A 17,783-nucleotide genomic window follows, 5' to 3' on the forward strand; every position below is an offset into this window, starting at 1 on the left:
GATGCGGCGGCGGGTGTCGCCGCAGGTTGCGCGACGGCCGCCGCGCTGCCGAAGCCGAGCGCCGCGCATGCAGCGCTCGCGGCCAATGCGCGCGACAGGCGGCGCGCGATACGGTGGGTCACGATCCTCTTCATACGGTCACCAGCGGTGCGGGATTTTTCAGGTATTGCTCGCGGATCGCGCGCGCCGACCAGTACGCGAGCGCCGCGACGATGCCGGTCGGGTTGTAGCCGATGCCCTGCGGCAGCGCCGACGCGCCCATCACGAACACGTTGTGCACGTCCCAGCACTGCAGATAGCGATTCAGCACGCTCGTCTTCGGATCGGTGCCCATCACCGCGCCGCCGACCAGGTGCGTCGTCTGGTACGCACGCGTATCGAAGTGCTTGCCAAACTCGCGCGTCGTTACGCTGATCGCCTTCGGCCCCATCGCTTCCGCGATCTTCTTCATCTGGCCCGTCACGTACTGCGCCATCCGGATGTCGTTGTCCTTCCAGTCGAAGGTCATCCGCAGCAGCGGCTGCCCGTACGAATCGCGATAGGTCGGATCGAGATCGAGATAGACGTCGCGGTACGACATGTTGGTGCCGTGCGCGTCCATCGAGATCGTGTGCGCGTAGTAATCCTTCACCGCCTTCTTCCACGCGGAGCCCCAGCCGGGCGTGCCGGGCGGCACCGCGATCCCGCTGACGGGCTTCACGCCCGCCTGGTTCACCCACAGCGGCGAGCCGCCGACGAAGCCGAGCGGGCCGTGATCGAAGTTGTCCGCGTTGAAGTCGTCGACCGCGACACCGTTGCCGCCGGCACCGACGAACGGGTTCGTGAACGTATCGCGGTCGAAGAACGCCTTGATCGTCGACAGGTTCTGGTACGCGAAATTGCGGCCCACGACGCCTTCGCCGGAGATCGGATCGTACGGCTTGCCGATGCCCGACAGCAGCAGCAGATGCACGTTGTGATACTGGAACGCGGCAACGATCACGAGATCGGCCGGCTGATGCACTTCGCGGCCGGTCGGATCGACGTAGGTGACGCCGGTCGCGCGCTTCTTCGTGTCGTCGAGGTCGACGCGCAGCACGTGGCACTTCGAGCGCAGCTCGAAGTTCGGCGTCTGCTTCAGCGCGGGCAGGATGTTCAGGTTCGGCGACGCCTTCGAATACATGTAGCACGCGTAGCCGCTGCAGTAGCCGCAGAAGTTGCACGGCCCCATCTGCACGCCGTACGGATTCGTGTACGGACCCGACGTGTTCGCCGACGGCAGCCGGTACGGATGCAGCCCGAGCGACTTCGCGGCATCGTAGAAGCGCTGCGCCGAATACGTGTTGAGCTGCGGCGGCAGCGGAAAATGATCGCTGCGGTTCGCCTCGAACACGTTGCCGTCGCCGACCACCTTGCCGCCGACCTTGTACGCCTGCCCCGACGTGCCGAACACCTTCTCCGCGAAGTCGAAATGCGGCTCGAGTTCGTCGTAGCTGACGCCGGTGTCCTGGATCGTCATCCCTTCCGGAATGAATTTCTTTCCGTAGCGCTCTTCATAGTGGCTGCGCAGCCGCAGCTCCTCGGGCGTGATGCGGAAATGCACGCCGGACCAGTGCAGCCCCGCGCCGCCGACGCCCTCGCCCGGCAGAAACGCGGCGAGCTGGCGATACGGCAGCGCCGTGTCGCTGATGCCGTGGCGGATCGACACGGTCGTTTTCGACAGGTCGAGGAACAGCTTCTTGCGGATGTTGTAGGTCAGCTCGTCGATCGTGTTCGGATACGCGCCATCCGGATAGGTGTCGCGATATTCGCCGCGCTCGAGCGCGACGACTTTCAGTCCTGCTTCGGTCAGTTCCTTCGCGAGAATCGCGCCGGTCCAGCCGAAGCCGACGATCACCGCATCGACATGCGGCTTTTTCTCTGCGGCCATCAGCTACGCTCCCCGTTGATCGACACGGGGCCGTACGGATACGGCTTGCCGTTCTGGTTGACGAAATCCATGAAATCGGCGCGCGCGCCCGGAAAGCCGATCATCTTCCATGCCGCCATGCCGCGATTGCCGCCGTGCACCGGATCGCAGAAATAGCCTTCGCGCGTGTTCTGCAGCAACTGGCCGAAGAACACGCCGGGCGGCACGTCGTCGATCGGCGCGCTGCCCTTTTCGAGCGCGCCGAGCACCGCGTCGCGCGTCGCCGCGTCGAGATCCGCGAATGCCTTGCCGTGCGTCTTCTCGCAATAGCGATCGACGGCCGCGATGCCGAGGCGGTACACGTCGCGCGGCACGAGCTTCAGCTGATAGCCGAGCTCGGGCACGCCTTGCTGGAACGGTGCCTGCATGTACCACGTCGCACCGTGCGCATACGGCGTTTCCATCTGGCGATCGATGAATTCCGGCACGCCGGCGTCGAGCGCGCCCGGGCCTTCGGCGTCGGCCGGAATCAGCCGGTCGACCGCGGCCTCGACGAACGCCCACTCCTTCGCATCGAAGAAGGTCGGCTTGTACGGCGAACGTTCGGCGTCGGCCGACGCAGCCGACGCGTGGCCGGCCGTCGTCGCGGAAGACGGCGACGAACGCAGGTCGCAGCCGGCGACCGACGCGATCGGCACGAGCGCGACCGACGTGCGCAGAAACCGGCGGCGCGAATTGGGTTTGTCAGATGGGGTAGACATGGTCGGATGTTGGGCGTTGGAGACCGTTGTTCGAACACGCGCATCCCGCATGCGGCGTGCCCGACGAACCGGCCGCGTACGGCAGGCCGTCGTTGTTTTTTCCGTGTGCTGCGAGCAAATTCGACACGGGCGCCGACCGCGCAGGCGGCGGCGCCCTCTCACGCTGCCACGCGCTCGATCGGCGGCGCGCGGCGGGTTCGACCTCTTCACGGGCCTGATTGGCGGACGGCTCGGGCCTGCCGGCCGCGTCCGTCCGTCGTCGCCATGGCTCTCATTCAACTTAGACGCCGCACTTGCGTGTCGCAAGCGCAACGTGCACGACCCTCATTCGAGACATGGGCGACGAGTGCCGCGCATTATATATGGAACCGGTTCCATTTCTATCGAAACAGATGCAATTGATTGCAGCGAAAACCGCAACAATTGAAAAAACGGGGCGGCGGCCACGTGGGCTGCAGCTCGCCGCAGCGCTCAGCGCGGCCACGCCATCGACGCGATCGACAGCGCGCGCGCCGCGCACAGCGGCGAGTAGTGCAGCGCGTCCATCCGGGCAAAGCGCGAGCCGCGGATCCGCTTGAAAAAGCCGACGTAACGGAAATCGCCGACGGCGCGCACCGCGAACATCAATGCGAGCACGACGATCGCAATGCCGGTCGCGCTCGGGTAAGCGCCCGGCATGATCCATCCTGCGCGTGCGGCGACGACGTATGCCGCTGCGAACAACGCGGCCGCGATCGTGCAGGTGCCCGCCGTGCTCGGATGCAGCAACGGCATGCCGTCGTGTTCGGGTATCGCCGCACGCTTGCCGCGTCGTCCGCCGCATGCCCAATAGACGTGGACAAGCGCGATCGCGCAGAGCGTCGGCACGCTGAAATACGCAGCGATCATGTCGCGCGGTTCCTCGTATCGTGTGACAAGCGCTTCGCGTCGTGCCGCTTCGACGCGCACATGCAACGCGTGTGCATCACGATATCGAAACGCCGCCGTTCATGCATCGACACGCGCGAGCCGTGCCGCACTGCGGCTTGACTTCGGTCAGCCCGTCGCTACCTTTTAGAGCTGTGCTGCAGTCGCGCGCACGACGCGCGCGCAGCGTCCGGCCGACGGAACGCGCGTCGCACAACGACATGCGCGAACGCAACTGCATCGCCCGATCGATCCGCGGCACGGCGACGATAACGACAACCGTTGGAGACAACTCATGCTGATCGGTGTGCCGAAAGAGATCAAGAACCACGAATACCGCGTCGGCCTGACGCCCGCCGGTGCACGCGAGCTCACGCGGCATGGCCACAAGGTGCTCGTGCAGCGCGGTGCGGGCACCGCGATCGGCCTGCTCGACGACGACTACGTCGCCGCCGGCGCAGCACTGTGCGACGGCGCCGAGGAAGTGTTTGCGCGCGCCGACATGATCGTCAAGGTGAAGGAGCCGCAGCCCGCCGAATGCGCGATGCTGCGGCGCGGCCAGGTTCTGTACGCCTATCTGCATCTCGCGCCCGATCCGGAACAGGCGGCCGCACTCGTGAAGTCTGGCGCCGTATGCATCGCCTACGAAACCGTGACCGGGCCCGGCGGCGGCCTGCCGCTGCTCGCGCCGATGAGCGAAGTCGCCGGCCGCATGTCGATCCAGGTCGCGGCCACGCATCTCGAAAGCCCGCGCGGCGGGCGCGGCATGCTGATGGCGGGCGTGCCCGGCGTGCCCGCTGCGCACGTCGTCGTGCTCGGCGCGGGCGTCGTCGGCACCGGCGCCTTGCAGATGGCGGTCGGCCTCGGCGCGCGCGTGACGGTGCTCGATACCAACGTGAGCCGGCTGCGGCAGCTCGACCTGATCTTCGCGAACCGGATCGCGACCGTCTGCTCGAATGCGCAGACGATCGACGAAGCGATCCGCGATGCAGATGTCGTGATCGGCGCGGTGCTGGTGCCCGGTGCGTCGGCACCGCGGCTCCTCACGCGCGACATGATCGCGACGATGCGGGCCGGTGCGGTCGTCGTCGACGTCGCGATCGATCAGGGCGGCTGCTTCGAAACCTCGCATCCGACTACGCATGCCGACCCGACCTTCGTCGTCGACGGCGTCGTTCACTACTGCGTCGCGAACATGCCGGGCGCGGTCGCGCGCACGTCGACGTTCGCGCTGAACAACGCGACGCTCGGCCATGCGCTCGCGCTCGCCGACAAGGGCTGGAAACAGGCGATGATCGACGATCCGCATCTGCGCGCGGGGCTGAACGTCTGCGACGGACACATCACGTACGAAGCAGTTGCACAGGCGCTGCGGCTACCGTACGTGCCGGCGATCGACGTGCTCACGTGATCGCGCGACGGCGCGGCACGCGCCGACCCGTTGCGGTTACGTGCCGTTGCGGCGGCGGCACTGCGCCGCGCTTGCGTCCGCGGCGCGCGCGAGCAGCGGGCGCAGCTGCGCGAGCGTGCGCGTGTTGAGCACGTCGCGCGGCGTCAACCAACCGCGCCGTGCCTGACCGACGCCGCCGTCGAGACAGCCGAGTTCGTCCGCGCTCATCGCGTCCGATCCGATCGCGACCGGCACGCCGGCCTTCGCGGCCTCGCGGCACCAGACGTCCGGCAAGTCGAGCCGCTGCGGCTGCGCATCGAGTTCGACGCTGCAGCCGCGCGCCGCCGCGTGCGCGATCACGCGCGGCAGATCGACATCGCATCCGTCGCGCTCGCCGAGCAAGCGGCCGGCAGGATGCGCGACGATCGTCAGATGCGGATCGTCAATCGCGCGCAGCATCCGCGCGGTCTGTGCGTCGCGCGGCAGATCGAAGCCGTCGCGCACCGCACCGACGACGATCTCGAGCCGGTCGAGCACATCGGCCGGCACGTCGAGGCTGCCGTCGTCGCGTATGCCGGCCTCGACGCCTTTCAGCAGCACGAAGTCGTCGAACGATGCGTTGAGCCGATCGATCTCGTCGAGCTGCCGGAGCAGCCACGTGAAATCCGCCGTACGGCCGCGGCCCGCATCGGGTGCGCGATCGGTCACGGCAAGATAGCCGAGCCCGCGCGAACGCGCGGCCCGAGCGATCGCGTGCAGGCTGTCGCGACCGCCGGATGCGTCGGTATGCACGTGGAAGTCGCCATGAAGATCGCTGCGCTCGACGAGCGTCGGCAGCGTGCCGGCGCGCGCCGCGTCGATCTCGCCGCGCCCTTCGCGCAGCTCGGGCGGCACCCACTGCAGGCCGATCGCGTCGTAGACCGACGCTTCCGTCGCACCGGCGATCCGCTCTTCGCCGCGAAACACGCCGTACTCGTTGATCTTCAGCCCGGCCGCCTGGGCGATCCGGCGCAGCGCGATGTTGTGCGCTTTCGAACCGGTGAAGTAGACGAGCGCCGCGCCGAAAGCATCCGCATCGACGACGCGCAGGTCGACCTGCAGCCCGCACGCGAGCACGATGCTCGAGCGCGTCTTGCCCTTCGCGAGCACGCGTTCGACGGCGTCGCCGCGCGTGAAGGCATCGGCAACGGCGGCCGCGTCGCGCGCCGATACCAGAATGTCGAGATCGCCGACCGTCTCTCGACACCGCCGCACGCTGCCGGCTGCCACCGCCTCGATTACGCCCGGCAGCGCGCGCAGCCGTTCGAGCAGCGGCGCGAGTACGTCGGTCGCGGCCGGTAGCAGACAGCGCCGCGGCGTACGGCGCAAGCGTTCGTCGAGCGCGTCGAGCAGCTGCGCTTCGGTTTTCGCGCCGAAACCGGGCAGCGCACGCACGTGCCCGTTCTTGGTTTCGACGCGCAGCTGTTCGAGCGTTTCGATTCGCAAGGCATCGTGCAGCGCCTTCACGCGTTTCGCACCGAGCCCCGGCACGTCGAGCAGCTGAACGATCGCGCCGGGCAGCGCGCGGCGCAGCGTCTGCTGCAAATCGCAGGTGCCCGTCTGCGCAATCTCGCGCAGCTTCGACGCGAGATCCGGGCCGATCGACGGAATCCGCACGAGCTGGCCGCCGTCGGCGAGCATCGACGGAATGTCACGGCCGTAGTCGGCAATCGTGCGTGCGGCGTTGCGATACGCGCGGACCCGGAACGGATTCGCGCCCTGAATCTCGAGCATGTCCGCGATTTCGGCGAAGACGGCCGCACATTCGGCATTGTGAATCCGCATGATCGGCGTGGCCCCCTTCCACGTAGATGACGCCGCACGGTGTCGGTCGTCCCGCATCGCGCCGCCTGCGCGCGCAGGCGCGTCGATGCCGGACGCCCGACGCCGGGCGCGCCGACGCCGGGCCCGCGCTTCCATCGTACGCCCGCCGCGCGATGTGTGCCGCGTCGTCCGACCGCGACGCCGCGTTACAGCGACGCACGCGGCGCCGTCGCGTATCGCCGTTCGTACAGCGCCTGGCACTGCGTGCATCGTTCGGCCGTCGGCCGCGCGCGCAGCCGCGCGTAGCCGACCGGGCCGTCGCAATCGATGCACTCGCCGTAGCTGCCGTCGACCATGCGCTGCTGCGCACGCCGAATCGCGCGCAGCTCGGCCAGCTTCATGCCGATCAGCGCGTGATCGACGTCGACGAAAAGATCCGCGTTCGCTTCGTCGCCTTCGTCCGGCGATGCGCCGGCCAGCTCCGCATACGATTCCGATGCGCGCTGGTCTTCGCTCGCGCGAAGCTCCGCGCGCAATGCCTGCTCGCATTCGTTGAGCCGCTGCAGCAGTGCGTGCCGTTGCCGTTCGTCGAGCGCCATCGCCGTCTCCTGTTCCGGATTTCGCGTGCGCCTGCCGCGCACGCGCCGAGGCGCGGCGGCCAACGCGAACGACGCGCGCCGCTGCGACCGGATGCTGCCGCGCGTGCAGGGCACGCCGCGCGCATTCGATGCAGCATAAACCCAACCGGGCGGCACGTGTTGATCCGAACGGGCTGCGCGCGCCGCCCGAGCAGGCACGGCGCAAAAACCGGGGACGGACGCGAAAACGCAGCGCGCACGCATGCCGAGACGCGCGGCGGACGGCCCTGCTTCGACCTCCATCGGCATCGTGCGGCTCGACGCATTGCCGGATGCAGAACCACACGTGTTGCGCAACCTCGTTGCGCATGCAACGTTCCACGCAATGCGCTCGAGCGTGCCCTTCATGAATCGATCAGAACGCATTGCGGCCGATGAAGCCGCGCACGATCGTCATCAGGATGATCTTCATGTCGAACCAGAAGCTCCAGTTCTGCATGTAGAACAGGTCGAACTTCACGCGCGCGGCCATCGCCTCGACCTTGCGCGTCTCGCCGCGATAGCCGTTCACCTGCGCCCATCCGGTGATGCCGGGCCGCACGCGATAGCGGTACATGTAGCAGTCGATCAGCTGCCGGTATAAATCGTCGTGCTCGATCGCATGCGGCCGCGGGCCGACGACCGACATCTGGCCGAACAGCACGTTGAAGAATTGCGGCAGCTCGTCGAGCGACGTGCGGCGCAGAAACGCGCCGACCGGCGTCACGCGCGAATCGTTGCGCGAGGCCTGCCGCAGCACGCCGGGCTGCTCGCGATGCACGCGCATCGTCCTGAACTTCAGGATATGGAACTCGCGGCCGTCGATCCCCTTGCGGCGCTGCCGGAACAGCACCGGACCCGGCGACGACAGCTTGACGGCGATCGCGAGCGCCGCCATCAGCGGCATCAGCGGTACCAGCACCGCGGCGGCGAACAGCCGGTCGAACGCGAACTTCGCCCACATCTCCGGCGCGGAGCGCGGCGTCGTCGCGAGATTGATCGCCGGCATGCCGAGCACGTCGGTCGCGGAACGGTCGACGATCGACATATGACGGACGTCGGGCAGCAGGCGCAATTGCACGAACTCGTCGCGCAGTTCGCGGACGATCCGCTGAATCCGCCATTCGTGCGACATCGGCAGCGTGAGCCACACCTCGTCGATTTCGCCGTCGTGGATTCGCTGCCGCAGCGTGTGCCAGTCGCCGATCACCGGCACGCCGCCGATATCGGCGGCCGCACCGGGCGCATCGTCGTCGAACACGTACGCGGGCACGTACGGCCCCTGCGGCGCGAGCCGCATGCGCTCGATCGCGACGCGGCCGTATCCGGTCGCGCCGACCACCGCGACGCGGCGCCGATGCGCGCGTGCCTCGGGACGCTTGGCCGCGACCGCGAGCAGCGCGACCCTGCCGAGCAGCAATGCCGCGTCGGCGGCCAGCACGGTTTCGACGATCCACTGCATCGTGATCGTGCCGCCGCGATTCATGATCCAGACGCCCGTCGCGATCGTCAGTACGCTCGCGCACACGATCGCGGCAATCGTGCCGCTCAATGCCTGCTCGCGTTCGCGCGCGCTTGCGCCGTCGCCCGCCTCGCGCAGCGCGCGCGGCAGCAGCGCGACGCTCAGCACGCAGAGCAACGCGATCGCACCGCGGCGCGCATCGGACAGATCGCTCCATGCGAGCCCGGCCGCGGCCTGCGCAGCCAGCGCGCCGGCGAGCACGAGCACGACGTCGGCCGCCGCGATCCCGGCGCGGCGCGCCACACCCGTTCCTCTCATCTCCGCCGCCCTCACGCGCTGTGTGCCGCCGCGCCGCAGCGCACCTCCGTCAGACGCGGACGTACCGACATCGGGCGCGCGCCGCTGCGCGAGCCGAGCAGCCGATCGTAATCGGCGCGGATCATGTCGTAGCACTCGCATGCGTGACGCTCGAGACCGCCGCGATCGAGCACCGTGATGCGTCCGCGGCGCTGCCGGATCAGTCCGGCCTCCTGCAGGCTGCCGGCCGCTTCCGTCACGCCTTCGCGCCGCACGCCGAGCATATTTGCGATCGTCTGCTGCGTGACGGCGAGCTCGTCGCCTTCGATCCGGTCGTGCGCGAGCAGCAGCCAGCGGCTCAGTTGCTCGCTGACCGAATGATGGCGATTGCAGAGCGCACTGCGCGAGATCTGCGCCATCGTCGCCTGACAATAGTTGAGGAGCAGCCGGTACGTCGCCGGCGAACGTTCGAATTCCGTGCGCATCACGCAGGTCGGCACGCGGTACGCCATCCCGCCGATACGCACCTCGACGCGGTTAGACATCGCCGCCCCGCCGACCATCGTCGCGAGCCCGACCACACCTTCCCGGCCGACGACCGCCACCTCGACCATCGCGCCGTCTTCCATCAAGTGCTGCACCGACATCATCGCCGTCGTCGGGAAATGCACGTGACGCATCGGTTCGCCGACCCGGTCCAGCATGCCGGGCTTGACCCGGACCAGTTCGAGATGCGGTGCGATCGTCCGAATGCTCTCCTCCGGCAGTGCGTGCAGAATGGCATTCGCCGAATAGCTCGATTGAAGATGAAGCATGTCTGTATCCCTCTTATTGTCCGCGCCGCATGCAGACGGTCGGCGGAATTCGTTTTCGTCAAGCGTGTCGGGCGCCATCGGCGGCTGCGGCCTACAACCACGGATCGGACATTGGCGGCTTATCGCCGTCGATGTCGGTCAATCACCCCGTTCGACACGCGAGTCGTAATAAGCGATTTGCGTGCCAATCGCCGTCCGTCCTTAATATATGAATGACGACCGTTTAGAACGGCCGAATGGCGGCGTCCGGAACGATCGGAAACCGTCTCATTTCCGGACACTCGGGCATTCGCTAGACACTCGCGGCTATTCGACTGATCAATAGACGCGCACCGCGGAAGCCCGCGTAGAACGGCGCTGCGGACTTGTCGCTCAAATACTTACAGTTGTTCTTCAATCGTTTCCACGACGTCGCCGGCTGTCTCGGCGCGTCCGCACGCGGTCCCGCGCGACAGTTTCGAACTGTCTCAAAATTGAATCGGCGCTCTAATCCGACCTTTTGTTAGCCATCCCACAAATGCATCGCAAACCCCTGATTCAAATGGGAAACATATCCTTCCCCAATTAAATGTCAAATAGTGTTTGATGTTGTCTTTCTGTTTTCGAGGCACAATGCTTCATGTCTGGCGATTGACAACCGGTGATAGAAGAATACGTTTACATCGGTCGATTCCATTTCCGGATGATTAATTCTTGAATAAGGCAAGATCGAATTTCATATAAGGTTCTCATTCTTTTTGGATCGTCAAAGTTTGTGAAATGACGTAATGTGCGTTTAGCGGAATTGAGCGCCGTGCTAGCCTTCGTGCGCTATCCGCCTATCCATTTAAACGAAGACGACGTGCTTTGCGCGAGACCCGCCGCGACGTCGTGTGCCACTTATCGAGGATGCCCGTGACCCACCTGGCCCATGATGGCGCCGCTCGCACGAGCGGCATGATCGAACTGTCCCACAGCTTCGACGCAAACCGGTTTCTCGCCGCGCTCGACCGCGACGAACGCGCCGCGCTGATTCCTCAGCTTCAACTCGTCCACCTGAAATCGGGGCAAGTGCTGTGCGAGCCCGGCGCCAGTCTGGCCGCCGTCTACCTGCCCGTCACGACCGCGATCTCGCTGCAGTACGTGTCGTCGGGCGGCATGACGCTCGAGGTCGCCGAGATCGGCAGCGAAAGCATCGTCTGCGACGACGTGATCGGCGGCAGCGGCACGATGCCGTGCCGCGCGGTCGCCTGCCGGGACGGCTTCGTCTACCGGCTGGACCGGCAGGCATTCGCCGCGGCGTTCGACGCATCGCCGGTGATTCGTCATCTGGTGTTCGTCAGCGTGCGCCTGCTGATGGCACAGGTGTCGCAAATCACGTTCTGCAGCCGCCATCACGTGCTGAAACATCAGTTATGCAGATGGTTCATGCTGGCCTATGACCGCTCGCGCAGCATCGAGATTCAGGTCACGCACAGCATGCTCGCGCAGATGCTCGGCGTGCGCCGCGAGACCGTCACCGATGCGGCCGGCGAGATCCAGAAGCTCGGCCTGATCCGGCAATACCGCAGCTCGATCGTGCTCGCCGATCTGCAGGGTCTCGAAAAGATGTCGTGCGGCTGTCGCGCCATCGTGCGCGACGAGATGAAGCGGATCCTGTCGGCCGACAGCGGCGTACCGGCTGCGGCACGCGTTTGACCGTTGTCATGCGTCGGTACTCGAACGCACATCGGGCCTGTCGACTGTAGGTTGGCGAACAGAACACGGCGACCCCGGATGGTCTACTGACGCAGGACTGCCGGGGGGGAGTCAGCGCGCTGCGCCGCTTCTTCCCGTGCGGACGACACCACGCACGCCGGAGTTGCACGTGAAAAACGAAATCAGAGCCGTTCTCAAGCAAGTCGCCCATCTCGAAGCCGCCATCGATTCGATCGGCGACGCCGACGATCTTTACGAAGCGGGCCTGTCGTCGCTCGACACGATCCAGCTGATGCTCGCGCTCGAGCGACAGTTCAACGTCGAAATCCCCGACGAGATGCTGAACCGCAATCTGTTCCGCAGCATCGACTCGTTGGCCGACGCGATCGGTACGCTCCAACGCACCGAGCAATCGGCATGAACGCGATCCTTCCCGAACTCGAAGCGGACGACACCGCGGGCCGGCTCGACGAAGCCGCGCACGCCGTCGCCCGCATCGCCGCGCAGCACGCGGACGCCGTCGATCGCGATGCGCGCTGTCCCGTCGAAGCGATCGAGGCGATGCGCTCGCGCCGCCTGCTGAGCGCGCTCGTGCCGACGCGGCTCGGCGGTATCGGCGCCTCGCTCGCGGAGGTCGCATCGGCGTGTACGATCCTCGGTCGCGCATGTGCATCGTCGGCGATGGTCTTCGCGATGCATCAGATCCAGGTCGCGTGCGTCGTCGACCATGCGGTCGACCACGGCTGGCACAAGCTGTTTCTGCAGCAGCTCGTGCGCCATCAGTGGCTGCTCGCGTCGGCCACGTCGGAAGACGGCGTCGGCGGCAACCTGCGCGCGAGCCAGTGCGCGCTCGAAGCGGACGGCGGCGAATTCCGGCTGCACAAGGCCGCGCCGACGATCTCGTACGGCGAATATGCGGACGGCATTCTGGCCACCGCACGCCGCGACGCCAACGCGCCCGCGTCGGAGCAGGTGCTCGTCACGCTGCTGCGCGACGGCTATACGCTCGCGCGCCGCGGCGACTGGGACACGCTCGGCATGCGCGGCACCTGCAGCAACGGCTTCATGCTCGATGCGCACGGCGCGACCGTGCAATGCCTGCCCGTGCCGTTCGCGCAGATCGCCGAACAGACGATGGTGCCCGTGTCGCACATTCTCTGGGCCGCCGTGTGGATCGGCGTCGCCGGCGACGCGTTCCACCGCGCGCACCAGTTCTTCCGCGCGCAGGCGCGTCAGACCGACGGCGCCTCGTCGCCCGCGTCGCGGCGTCTCGCCGAATCGCTCGCGCTGCTGCAGGCAATGCAGGCGCGCGTCGACAACGTGCTGCGCCTGTACGAGAGCGGCGCGCCGCGCTCGTGGTCGGGCGGCATGGCATGGGCCGCCGAGATCAACACGCTGAAGACCTACGTATCGACGACCGCGCTTCAGGTCGCACACGAAGCGATGATGATCTGCGGGATGGCCGGCTACAAGCACGGCACGCCCTTCAGCGTCGGCCGTCATATTCGAGACCTGCATGCGGCGCCGCTGATGATCAACAACGACCGCATCGCCACCAACACTTCGAGCCTGCTGCTCGCGCTGCGTCCCGCGACGCTGGAGAAACACACGTGAACGATCGCCTCTCCGTAGCCCCCGCCGCCCCGTCCGTTCCCGCGGATGCGCCGCTCGACCGCGCGGGCGTGAACCCGCTGCGCGACGAAATGATCGATGCGGGCCTGCTGGTCTCGACCGGCATCCAGGGCCTGTTCGGCCGCAGCGAAGCGTTCGAGCGCGTCGTCGAAGCGCTCGACGCGTACGTCTCGCGCCTCGGCGCGGACCAGCATGCGGAAGTGCTGCGCTTCCCGCCCGCGATGAGCCGCCTCGAGTTCGAGCGCAGCGAATACATGAAGAGCTTTCCGCAGCTCGCGGGCAGCGTGCATTCGTTCGGCGGCAACGAACACCAGCATCAGCGGCTGCTGCAATGCCTCGAGCGCGGCGAGGACTGGACCGAGAACCAGAAGCCGACCTACGTCGTGATGACGCCGGCCGCGTGCTACCCGATTTACCCGGTCGTCGCACGTGCAGGTGCGCTGCCGCCGGACGGCCGGATCTTCGACGTGTTCTCGTACTGCTTCCGTCACGAGCCGTCGCTCGATCCGACGCGCATGCAGCTGTTCCGGATGCGCGAGTACGTGCGGATCGGCACGCCCGAGCAGATTCTCGCGTTCCGCCAGACGTGGATCGAACGCGGCACGCAGATGATCGACTCGCTGGGCCTGCCGAACGGGATCGATCTCGCGAACGATCCGTTCTTCGGACGCGGCGGCAAGATCGTCGCCGACAGCCAGCGCGAGCAGAACCTCAAGTTCGAGCTGCTGATCCCGATCGAACACGACGGCCGGCAGACCGCCTGCCTGAGCTTCAACTACCACATGGACCACTTCGGCCTGCTGTGGAACATCCGCACCGCGACCGACGACGTCGCGCACACCGGCTGCGTCGGTTTCGGGCTCGAACGCCTGACGCTCGCGCTGTTCCGCCACCACGGCTTCGACATCGAAGCATGGCCGGCCGACGTGCGCAACGTACTGTGGGGAACGCCATGACATTCGTGTCCCGCGACGGCGAGGATGCGTCGTTCGACGCGGTGCGCCACCGCGCGCGCCACTATCTGCCGCATCCGCTGCATGGCCAGGAGATGGTCTGGAAGCAGACCAACTGCTACGTCGACATGTGGCTCGAGGTGCTCCGGTGGTGGGGCTTGAACCCGTATGCGGCGCTGCCGTTTACGATCGCGCTCGATTTCGAGGGCGATCAGTTCACGTTCTTCAAGTTTCCGCTCGACGAACTCGAACGGCTGTACGGCATCGTCGTGCAGGAGCATTCGATCTACGAGCCGCTCGACCGCCACATCGAGACGCAGGTCGCGCGCGGCCATCTGATGATCGTCGAAGTCGACGCGTGGTTCCTGCCCGATACGCGCGGCATCAGCTATCGCGCGCAGCACACGAAGACGACGATCGGCATCGATGCGATCGACCGCGAGCGCCGCCAGCTCGGCTACTTCCACAACAGCGGCTATTACGTGGCCGAGGGCGACGATTACGACGGGCTCGTCGGCGACGCATCGCCGATGACGCTGCCGCCGTACGTCGAGTGCGCGAAGCGGCGCTTCCCCCCGCTCGACGAACGCGCGCTGTGCGAAGCGTCGCTCGCGCTGCTGCAGCGCCATCTGCGGCGCCTGCCGGTCGTCGATCCGATCGCGGCGTTCCGGTATCAGCTGCGCGACGAAGCGAAGCGTCTCGCCGACGCGCCGATCGAACGCTTTCACGCGTATTCGTTCAACTCGGTCCGGCAGCTCGGCGCGAACTTCGAGCTGTTCGGTCATTACGCGCGCTGGCTGCAGGCGAACGGCTGCATCGGTCCGTTCGCCGACATCCGCAGTGCCTGCGAGCGCATCGCGTCCGAAGCGATGGTGCTCGAGTTCCGGCTCGCGCGCGCCTGTTCGCGCGGCAAGGAAGAGCGCGGCGACGCGACGCTCGACGCGATCGAAGCCGCGTATCACGATCTGATCGCGTGCGCGCGGCAGATCGCGCCGCCGCTGCTGCATCGCGCACCGATACGCCACGACGCGGCGGCGATGCCGCTCGGCCGGTGACGCGGTCCGGCGCCGCGCCCGCGTGGTCGATGCTGACGACCGACGCGGGCGCCGCGGACGAACCGCGCGAACTGCCCGCCGAACGGGGCTGGATCGACGCACCGGTGCCCGGTACGGTCGCGCAGGCGCTCGCGCTGGCGGGCCGTACCGACGAGATCGCGTCGCTCGCCGAGCGCGATCACTGGTACCGGACGGAACTGCACGGTCACGGGCCGCGCGTGCTGCGCTTTCACGGCCTCGCGACGCTCGCCGACGTATGGCTCGATGACACGCCGATCCTGCAGTCGTACAGCATGTTCGTCTCGCACGATGTTCCCGTCTCGCTCGACGGCGCGCACCGGCTCTCCGTCCGCTTCCGCGCGCTGGCGCCGCATCTGCGCGAGGTACGCGCGGCGCGGCGCGCACGCTGGCGCACGCGGCTCGCCGAACCGGCCGGCCTGCGCACGGTGCGCACGTCGCTGTTCGGGCACATGCCCGGCTGGTTTCCGCCCTACGTGCCGACCGGCCCGTGGCGGCCGGTCGACGTGCTCGATCCGACGCTCGGCCCGGTGATCGTGCATCGCGACCTGCAGGCACGCGTCGACGGCGACACCGGCTGGCTCGACGCGGAGCTCGGTTTCGCATCGCCGCTGCCCGACGACGACGCCGTGCGGCTCGCGTGCGGCGAGCACGTCGCGACGCTCGAACGCGTCGCGCCCGACCGCGTACGCGGGAGCGTCGCCGTACCGAACGTCAGGCGCTGGTGGCCGCATACGCACGGCGAACCCGCGCTGTACGACGTCGAGCTGCATCTCGGCGGCGAACGCCGCCCGCTCGGCACGACCGGTTTTCGTACGATCGAAGCCGACGCCGGCGCGGACGGCAAGGGCTTTGCGCTGCGCGTCAACGGCGTGCCGGTGTTTGCGCGCGGCGCGTGCTGGAGCAGCGCCGCGCCGCTCGCCTTGCATGCGGACGACGCGACCTACCGGCGTCTGCTCGGCTATGCGCGCGACGCCGGCTTCAACATGATTCGCGTCGGCGGCACGATGACCTACGAAGCCGATGCGTTCCATGCGTGGTGCGACCGGCTCGGGCTGCTCGTCTGGCAGGACTTCATGTTTGCAAACTTCGACTATGCGCTCGACGATCCGGCGTTCGCCGATGTCGTCGATCGCGAAGCCGATCAGTTCCTGCTGCGTCATCGTGCGTCGCCGTCGCTCGCGGTGCTGTGCGGCGGCAGCGAGATCGCGCAGCAGGCCGCGATGTCGGGGCTCGGCACGAAACAGCGCTTTCTCGAGCTGACGGCCGAGCGGCTGGCCGCCCACGCGGCCGCGCGGCGGCCGGACGTCGTGTACGTCTCCGACTCGCCCGACGGCGGCGTGCTGCCGTTCGTGCCGCGCGAGCGCGTGTCGCACTACTACGGCGTCGGCGCGTATCTGCGTCCGCTCGAGGACGCGCGCCGGGCCGACGTGCGCTTCGCGAGCGAATGTCTCGCGTTCGCCAACGTGCCGTCCAACGCGATGCTCGACGAGCTCGGCTGGCCGGGCGTGCACGAGCCGCGCTGGAAGGCGGCGGTGCCGCGCGACCCCGGCACGTCGTGGGATTTCGACGATGTGCGTGACCACTATTTGCGCACGCTGTACGACGTGACGCCCGATCGCCTGCGGCGCGAGGATCCGGCACGCTACTTCGAGCTGTCGCGCGCGGTGATCGCCGACGTGATGCGCGACACCTATTCCGAATGGCGCCGCAACGGGTCGCGCTGCGCCGGCGCGCTCGTCTGGCAGTTCCAGGACGTGATGCCGGGCGCCGGCTGGGGCGTGATCGACGCCTCGCATCGGCCGAAATCGGCATGGTATGCGTTGCGCCAGGTGCTGCAGCCGGTGCAGGTGCTGCTCGTCGACGAAGGGCTGAACGGCCTGGACGTGCACGTGCTCAACGAGCGCCCGGCGCCGCTGTCCGGGACCGTCGAGCTGGTCGCGCTGCGCGACGGCCGCACGCCGGTCGCGCGTGCCGGCTGCCCGGTGCGCATCGCCGCGCACGATACGCTGCGGCTCGGCTCGGCCGAATTGCTCGGCCGGTTTTTCGACTGGACTTACGCGTACCGCTTCGGCCCGTGCGAGCACGACACCGCGGTCGCGACGCTGCGCGCGGACGACGGCACCCTGCTGTCGCAAGCGTTCTACTTCCCGTCGCGCACGCATCCGGTCGTGTTCGCGCGTCGCGAGCTCGGCCTCGAGGCCTGCGTGTCGCGCACCGGGGACGTCTGGCATGTCGACATCGACACGCGCCACGTCGCGCGCCACGTGCAGATCGACGCGCCCGGCTTCGTGCCGCGCGACGACTGGTTCCATCTCGCGCCCGACACACCCGCGCGCGTCGCGCTCGTGCCGCTCGAGGGCGATCCGGCACGCGCGGCGGCCGATACGGCGCCGGTCGTCGAGATCCGTGCGATGAATGCCGCGCGCACCGTGCGCGCGACGCAGGCGGGCTGACGCACGCGCATATCGAATCGGTTCGATGAAGGTCCGCGGCGCAAGCCGCGGGC

The 17,783-nt window shown here is 67.5% G+C and carries 14 protein-coding genes; 7 read left to right on the top strand and 7 right to left on the bottom strand.

The features are described from left to right. Window positions 1-130: 130 nt before the first annotated feature. From HMPREF3115_RS04525 to HMPREF3115_RS04535, 3 genes are all read right to left on the bottom strand, one after another. The gene (locus tag HMPREF3115_RS04525) at window positions 131-1,909 is read right to left on the bottom strand and encodes a GMC family oxidoreductase (RefSeq protein WP_006410419.1); all 1,779 of its coding nucleotides are present in this window, start codon (window positions 1,907-1,909) and stop codon (window positions 131-133) included. After that, window positions 1,909-2,649 carry a gluconate 2-dehydrogenase subunit 3 family protein gene (locus tag HMPREF3115_RS04530; RefSeq protein WP_070553519.1) on the bottom strand — a complete coding sequence of 247 codons (741 nt, stop codon included), beginning with the start codon at window positions 2,647-2,649 and terminating at the stop codon, window positions 1,909-1,911. The genes HMPREF3115_RS04525 and HMPREF3115_RS04530 overlap by 1 nt, the downstream gene beginning before the upstream one ends. Window positions 2,650-3,120: 471 nt before the next feature. Beyond that, complete coding sequence (locus tag HMPREF3115_RS04535; RefSeq protein WP_070553561.1) at window positions 3,121-3,537, bottom strand: DUF3995 domain-containing protein; 417 nt, start codon at window positions 3,535-3,537, stop codon at window positions 3,121-3,123. Window positions 3,538-3,850: 313 nt separating this feature from the next. Between HMPREF3115_RS04535 and ald the strand changes: the two genes are divergently transcribed. Beyond that, the gene (ald, locus tag HMPREF3115_RS04540) at window positions 3,851-4,966 is read left to right on the top strand and encodes an alanine dehydrogenase (RefSeq protein ID WP_070553521.1); all 1,116 of its coding nucleotides are present in this window, start codon (window positions 3,851-3,853) and stop codon (window positions 4,964-4,966) included. A gap of 36 nt (window positions 4,967-5,002) precedes the next feature. Here the strand turns inward: ald and polX are convergent, their stop codons facing one another. The 4 genes from polX to HMPREF3115_RS04560 form a co-directional block, all read right to left on the bottom strand. After that, window positions 5,003-6,769, bottom strand: a complete 1,767-nt coding sequence (gene polX / locus HMPREF3115_RS04545) for a DNA polymerase/3'-5' exonuclease PolX (protein ID WP_070553522.1) — start codon at window positions 6,767-6,769, stop codon at window positions 5,003-5,005. Between the two features lie 185 nt (window positions 6,770-6,954). Then, window positions 6,955-7,347, bottom strand: coding sequence for a TraR/DksA family transcriptional regulator (locus HMPREF3115_RS04550; protein WP_006410426.1), 393 nt, complete (start codon window positions 7,345-7,347; stop codon window positions 6,955-6,957). 394 nt (window positions 7,348-7,741) lie between these two features. Continuing rightward, a complete protein-coding gene (locus HMPREF3115_RS04555; protein WP_070553524.1) occupies window positions 7,742-9,145 on the bottom strand; it encodes an undecaprenyl-phosphate glucose phosphotransferase in 1,404 nt (467 codons plus the stop codon). Window positions 9,146-9,156: 11 nt separating this feature from the next. Next, window positions 9,157-9,939, bottom strand: coding sequence for a Crp/Fnr family transcriptional regulator (locus HMPREF3115_RS04560; RefSeq protein ID WP_070553525.1), 783 nt, complete (start codon window positions 9,937-9,939; stop codon window positions 9,157-9,159). Window positions 9,940-10,875: 936 nt separating this feature from the next. Here HMPREF3115_RS04560 and HMPREF3115_RS04565 point away from each other — a divergent pair. From HMPREF3115_RS04565 to HMPREF3115_RS33030, 6 genes are all read left to right on the top strand, one after another. Next, window positions 10,876-11,616, top strand: coding sequence for a Crp/Fnr family transcriptional regulator (locus HMPREF3115_RS04565; protein WP_070553527.1), 741 nt, complete (start codon window positions 10,876-10,878; stop codon window positions 11,614-11,616). A 169-nt stretch (window positions 11,617-11,785) separates the two neighbouring features. Then, window positions 11,786-12,037 carry an acyl carrier protein gene (locus tag HMPREF3115_RS04570; protein ID WP_006403703.1) on the top strand — a complete coding sequence of 84 codons (252 nt, stop codon included), beginning with the start codon at window positions 11,786-11,788 and terminating at the stop codon, window positions 12,035-12,037. After that, the gene (locus tag HMPREF3115_RS04575; protein ID WP_006403704.1) at window positions 12,034-13,230 is read left to right on the top strand and encodes an acyl-CoA dehydrogenase family protein; all 1,197 of its coding nucleotides are present in this window, start codon (window positions 12,034-12,036) and stop codon (window positions 13,228-13,230) included. Before HMPREF3115_RS04570 ends, HMPREF3115_RS04575 begins: the two co-directional genes overlap by 4 nt. Then, entirely contained in the window at window positions 13,227-14,204 is a 978-nt protein-coding gene (locus HMPREF3115_RS04580) for an amino acid--[acyl-carrier-protein] ligase (RefSeq protein WP_006403705.1), read from the top strand. Before HMPREF3115_RS04575 ends, HMPREF3115_RS04580 begins: the two co-directional genes overlap by 4 nt. After that, window positions 14,201-15,256, top strand: coding sequence for a DUF1839 family protein (locus tag HMPREF3115_RS04585; protein ID WP_006403706.1), 1,056 nt, complete (start codon window positions 14,201-14,203; stop codon window positions 15,254-15,256). The genes HMPREF3115_RS04580 and HMPREF3115_RS04585 overlap by 4 nt, the downstream gene beginning before the upstream one ends. Then, complete coding sequence (locus HMPREF3115_RS33030) at window positions 15,253-17,730, top strand: glycoside hydrolase family 2 protein (RefSeq protein WP_070553563.1); 2,478 nt, start codon at window positions 15,253-15,255, stop codon at window positions 17,728-17,730. The genes HMPREF3115_RS04585 and HMPREF3115_RS33030 overlap by 4 nt, the downstream gene beginning before the upstream one ends. The last annotated feature ends 53 nt before the right edge of the window (window positions 17,731-17,783 follow it).

Source organism: Burkholderia sp. HMSC10F09, from assembly GCF_001806955.1.
Classification (GTDB): domain Bacteria; phylum Pseudomonadota; class Gammaproteobacteria; order Burkholderiales; family Burkholderiaceae; genus Burkholderia; species Burkholderia multivorans.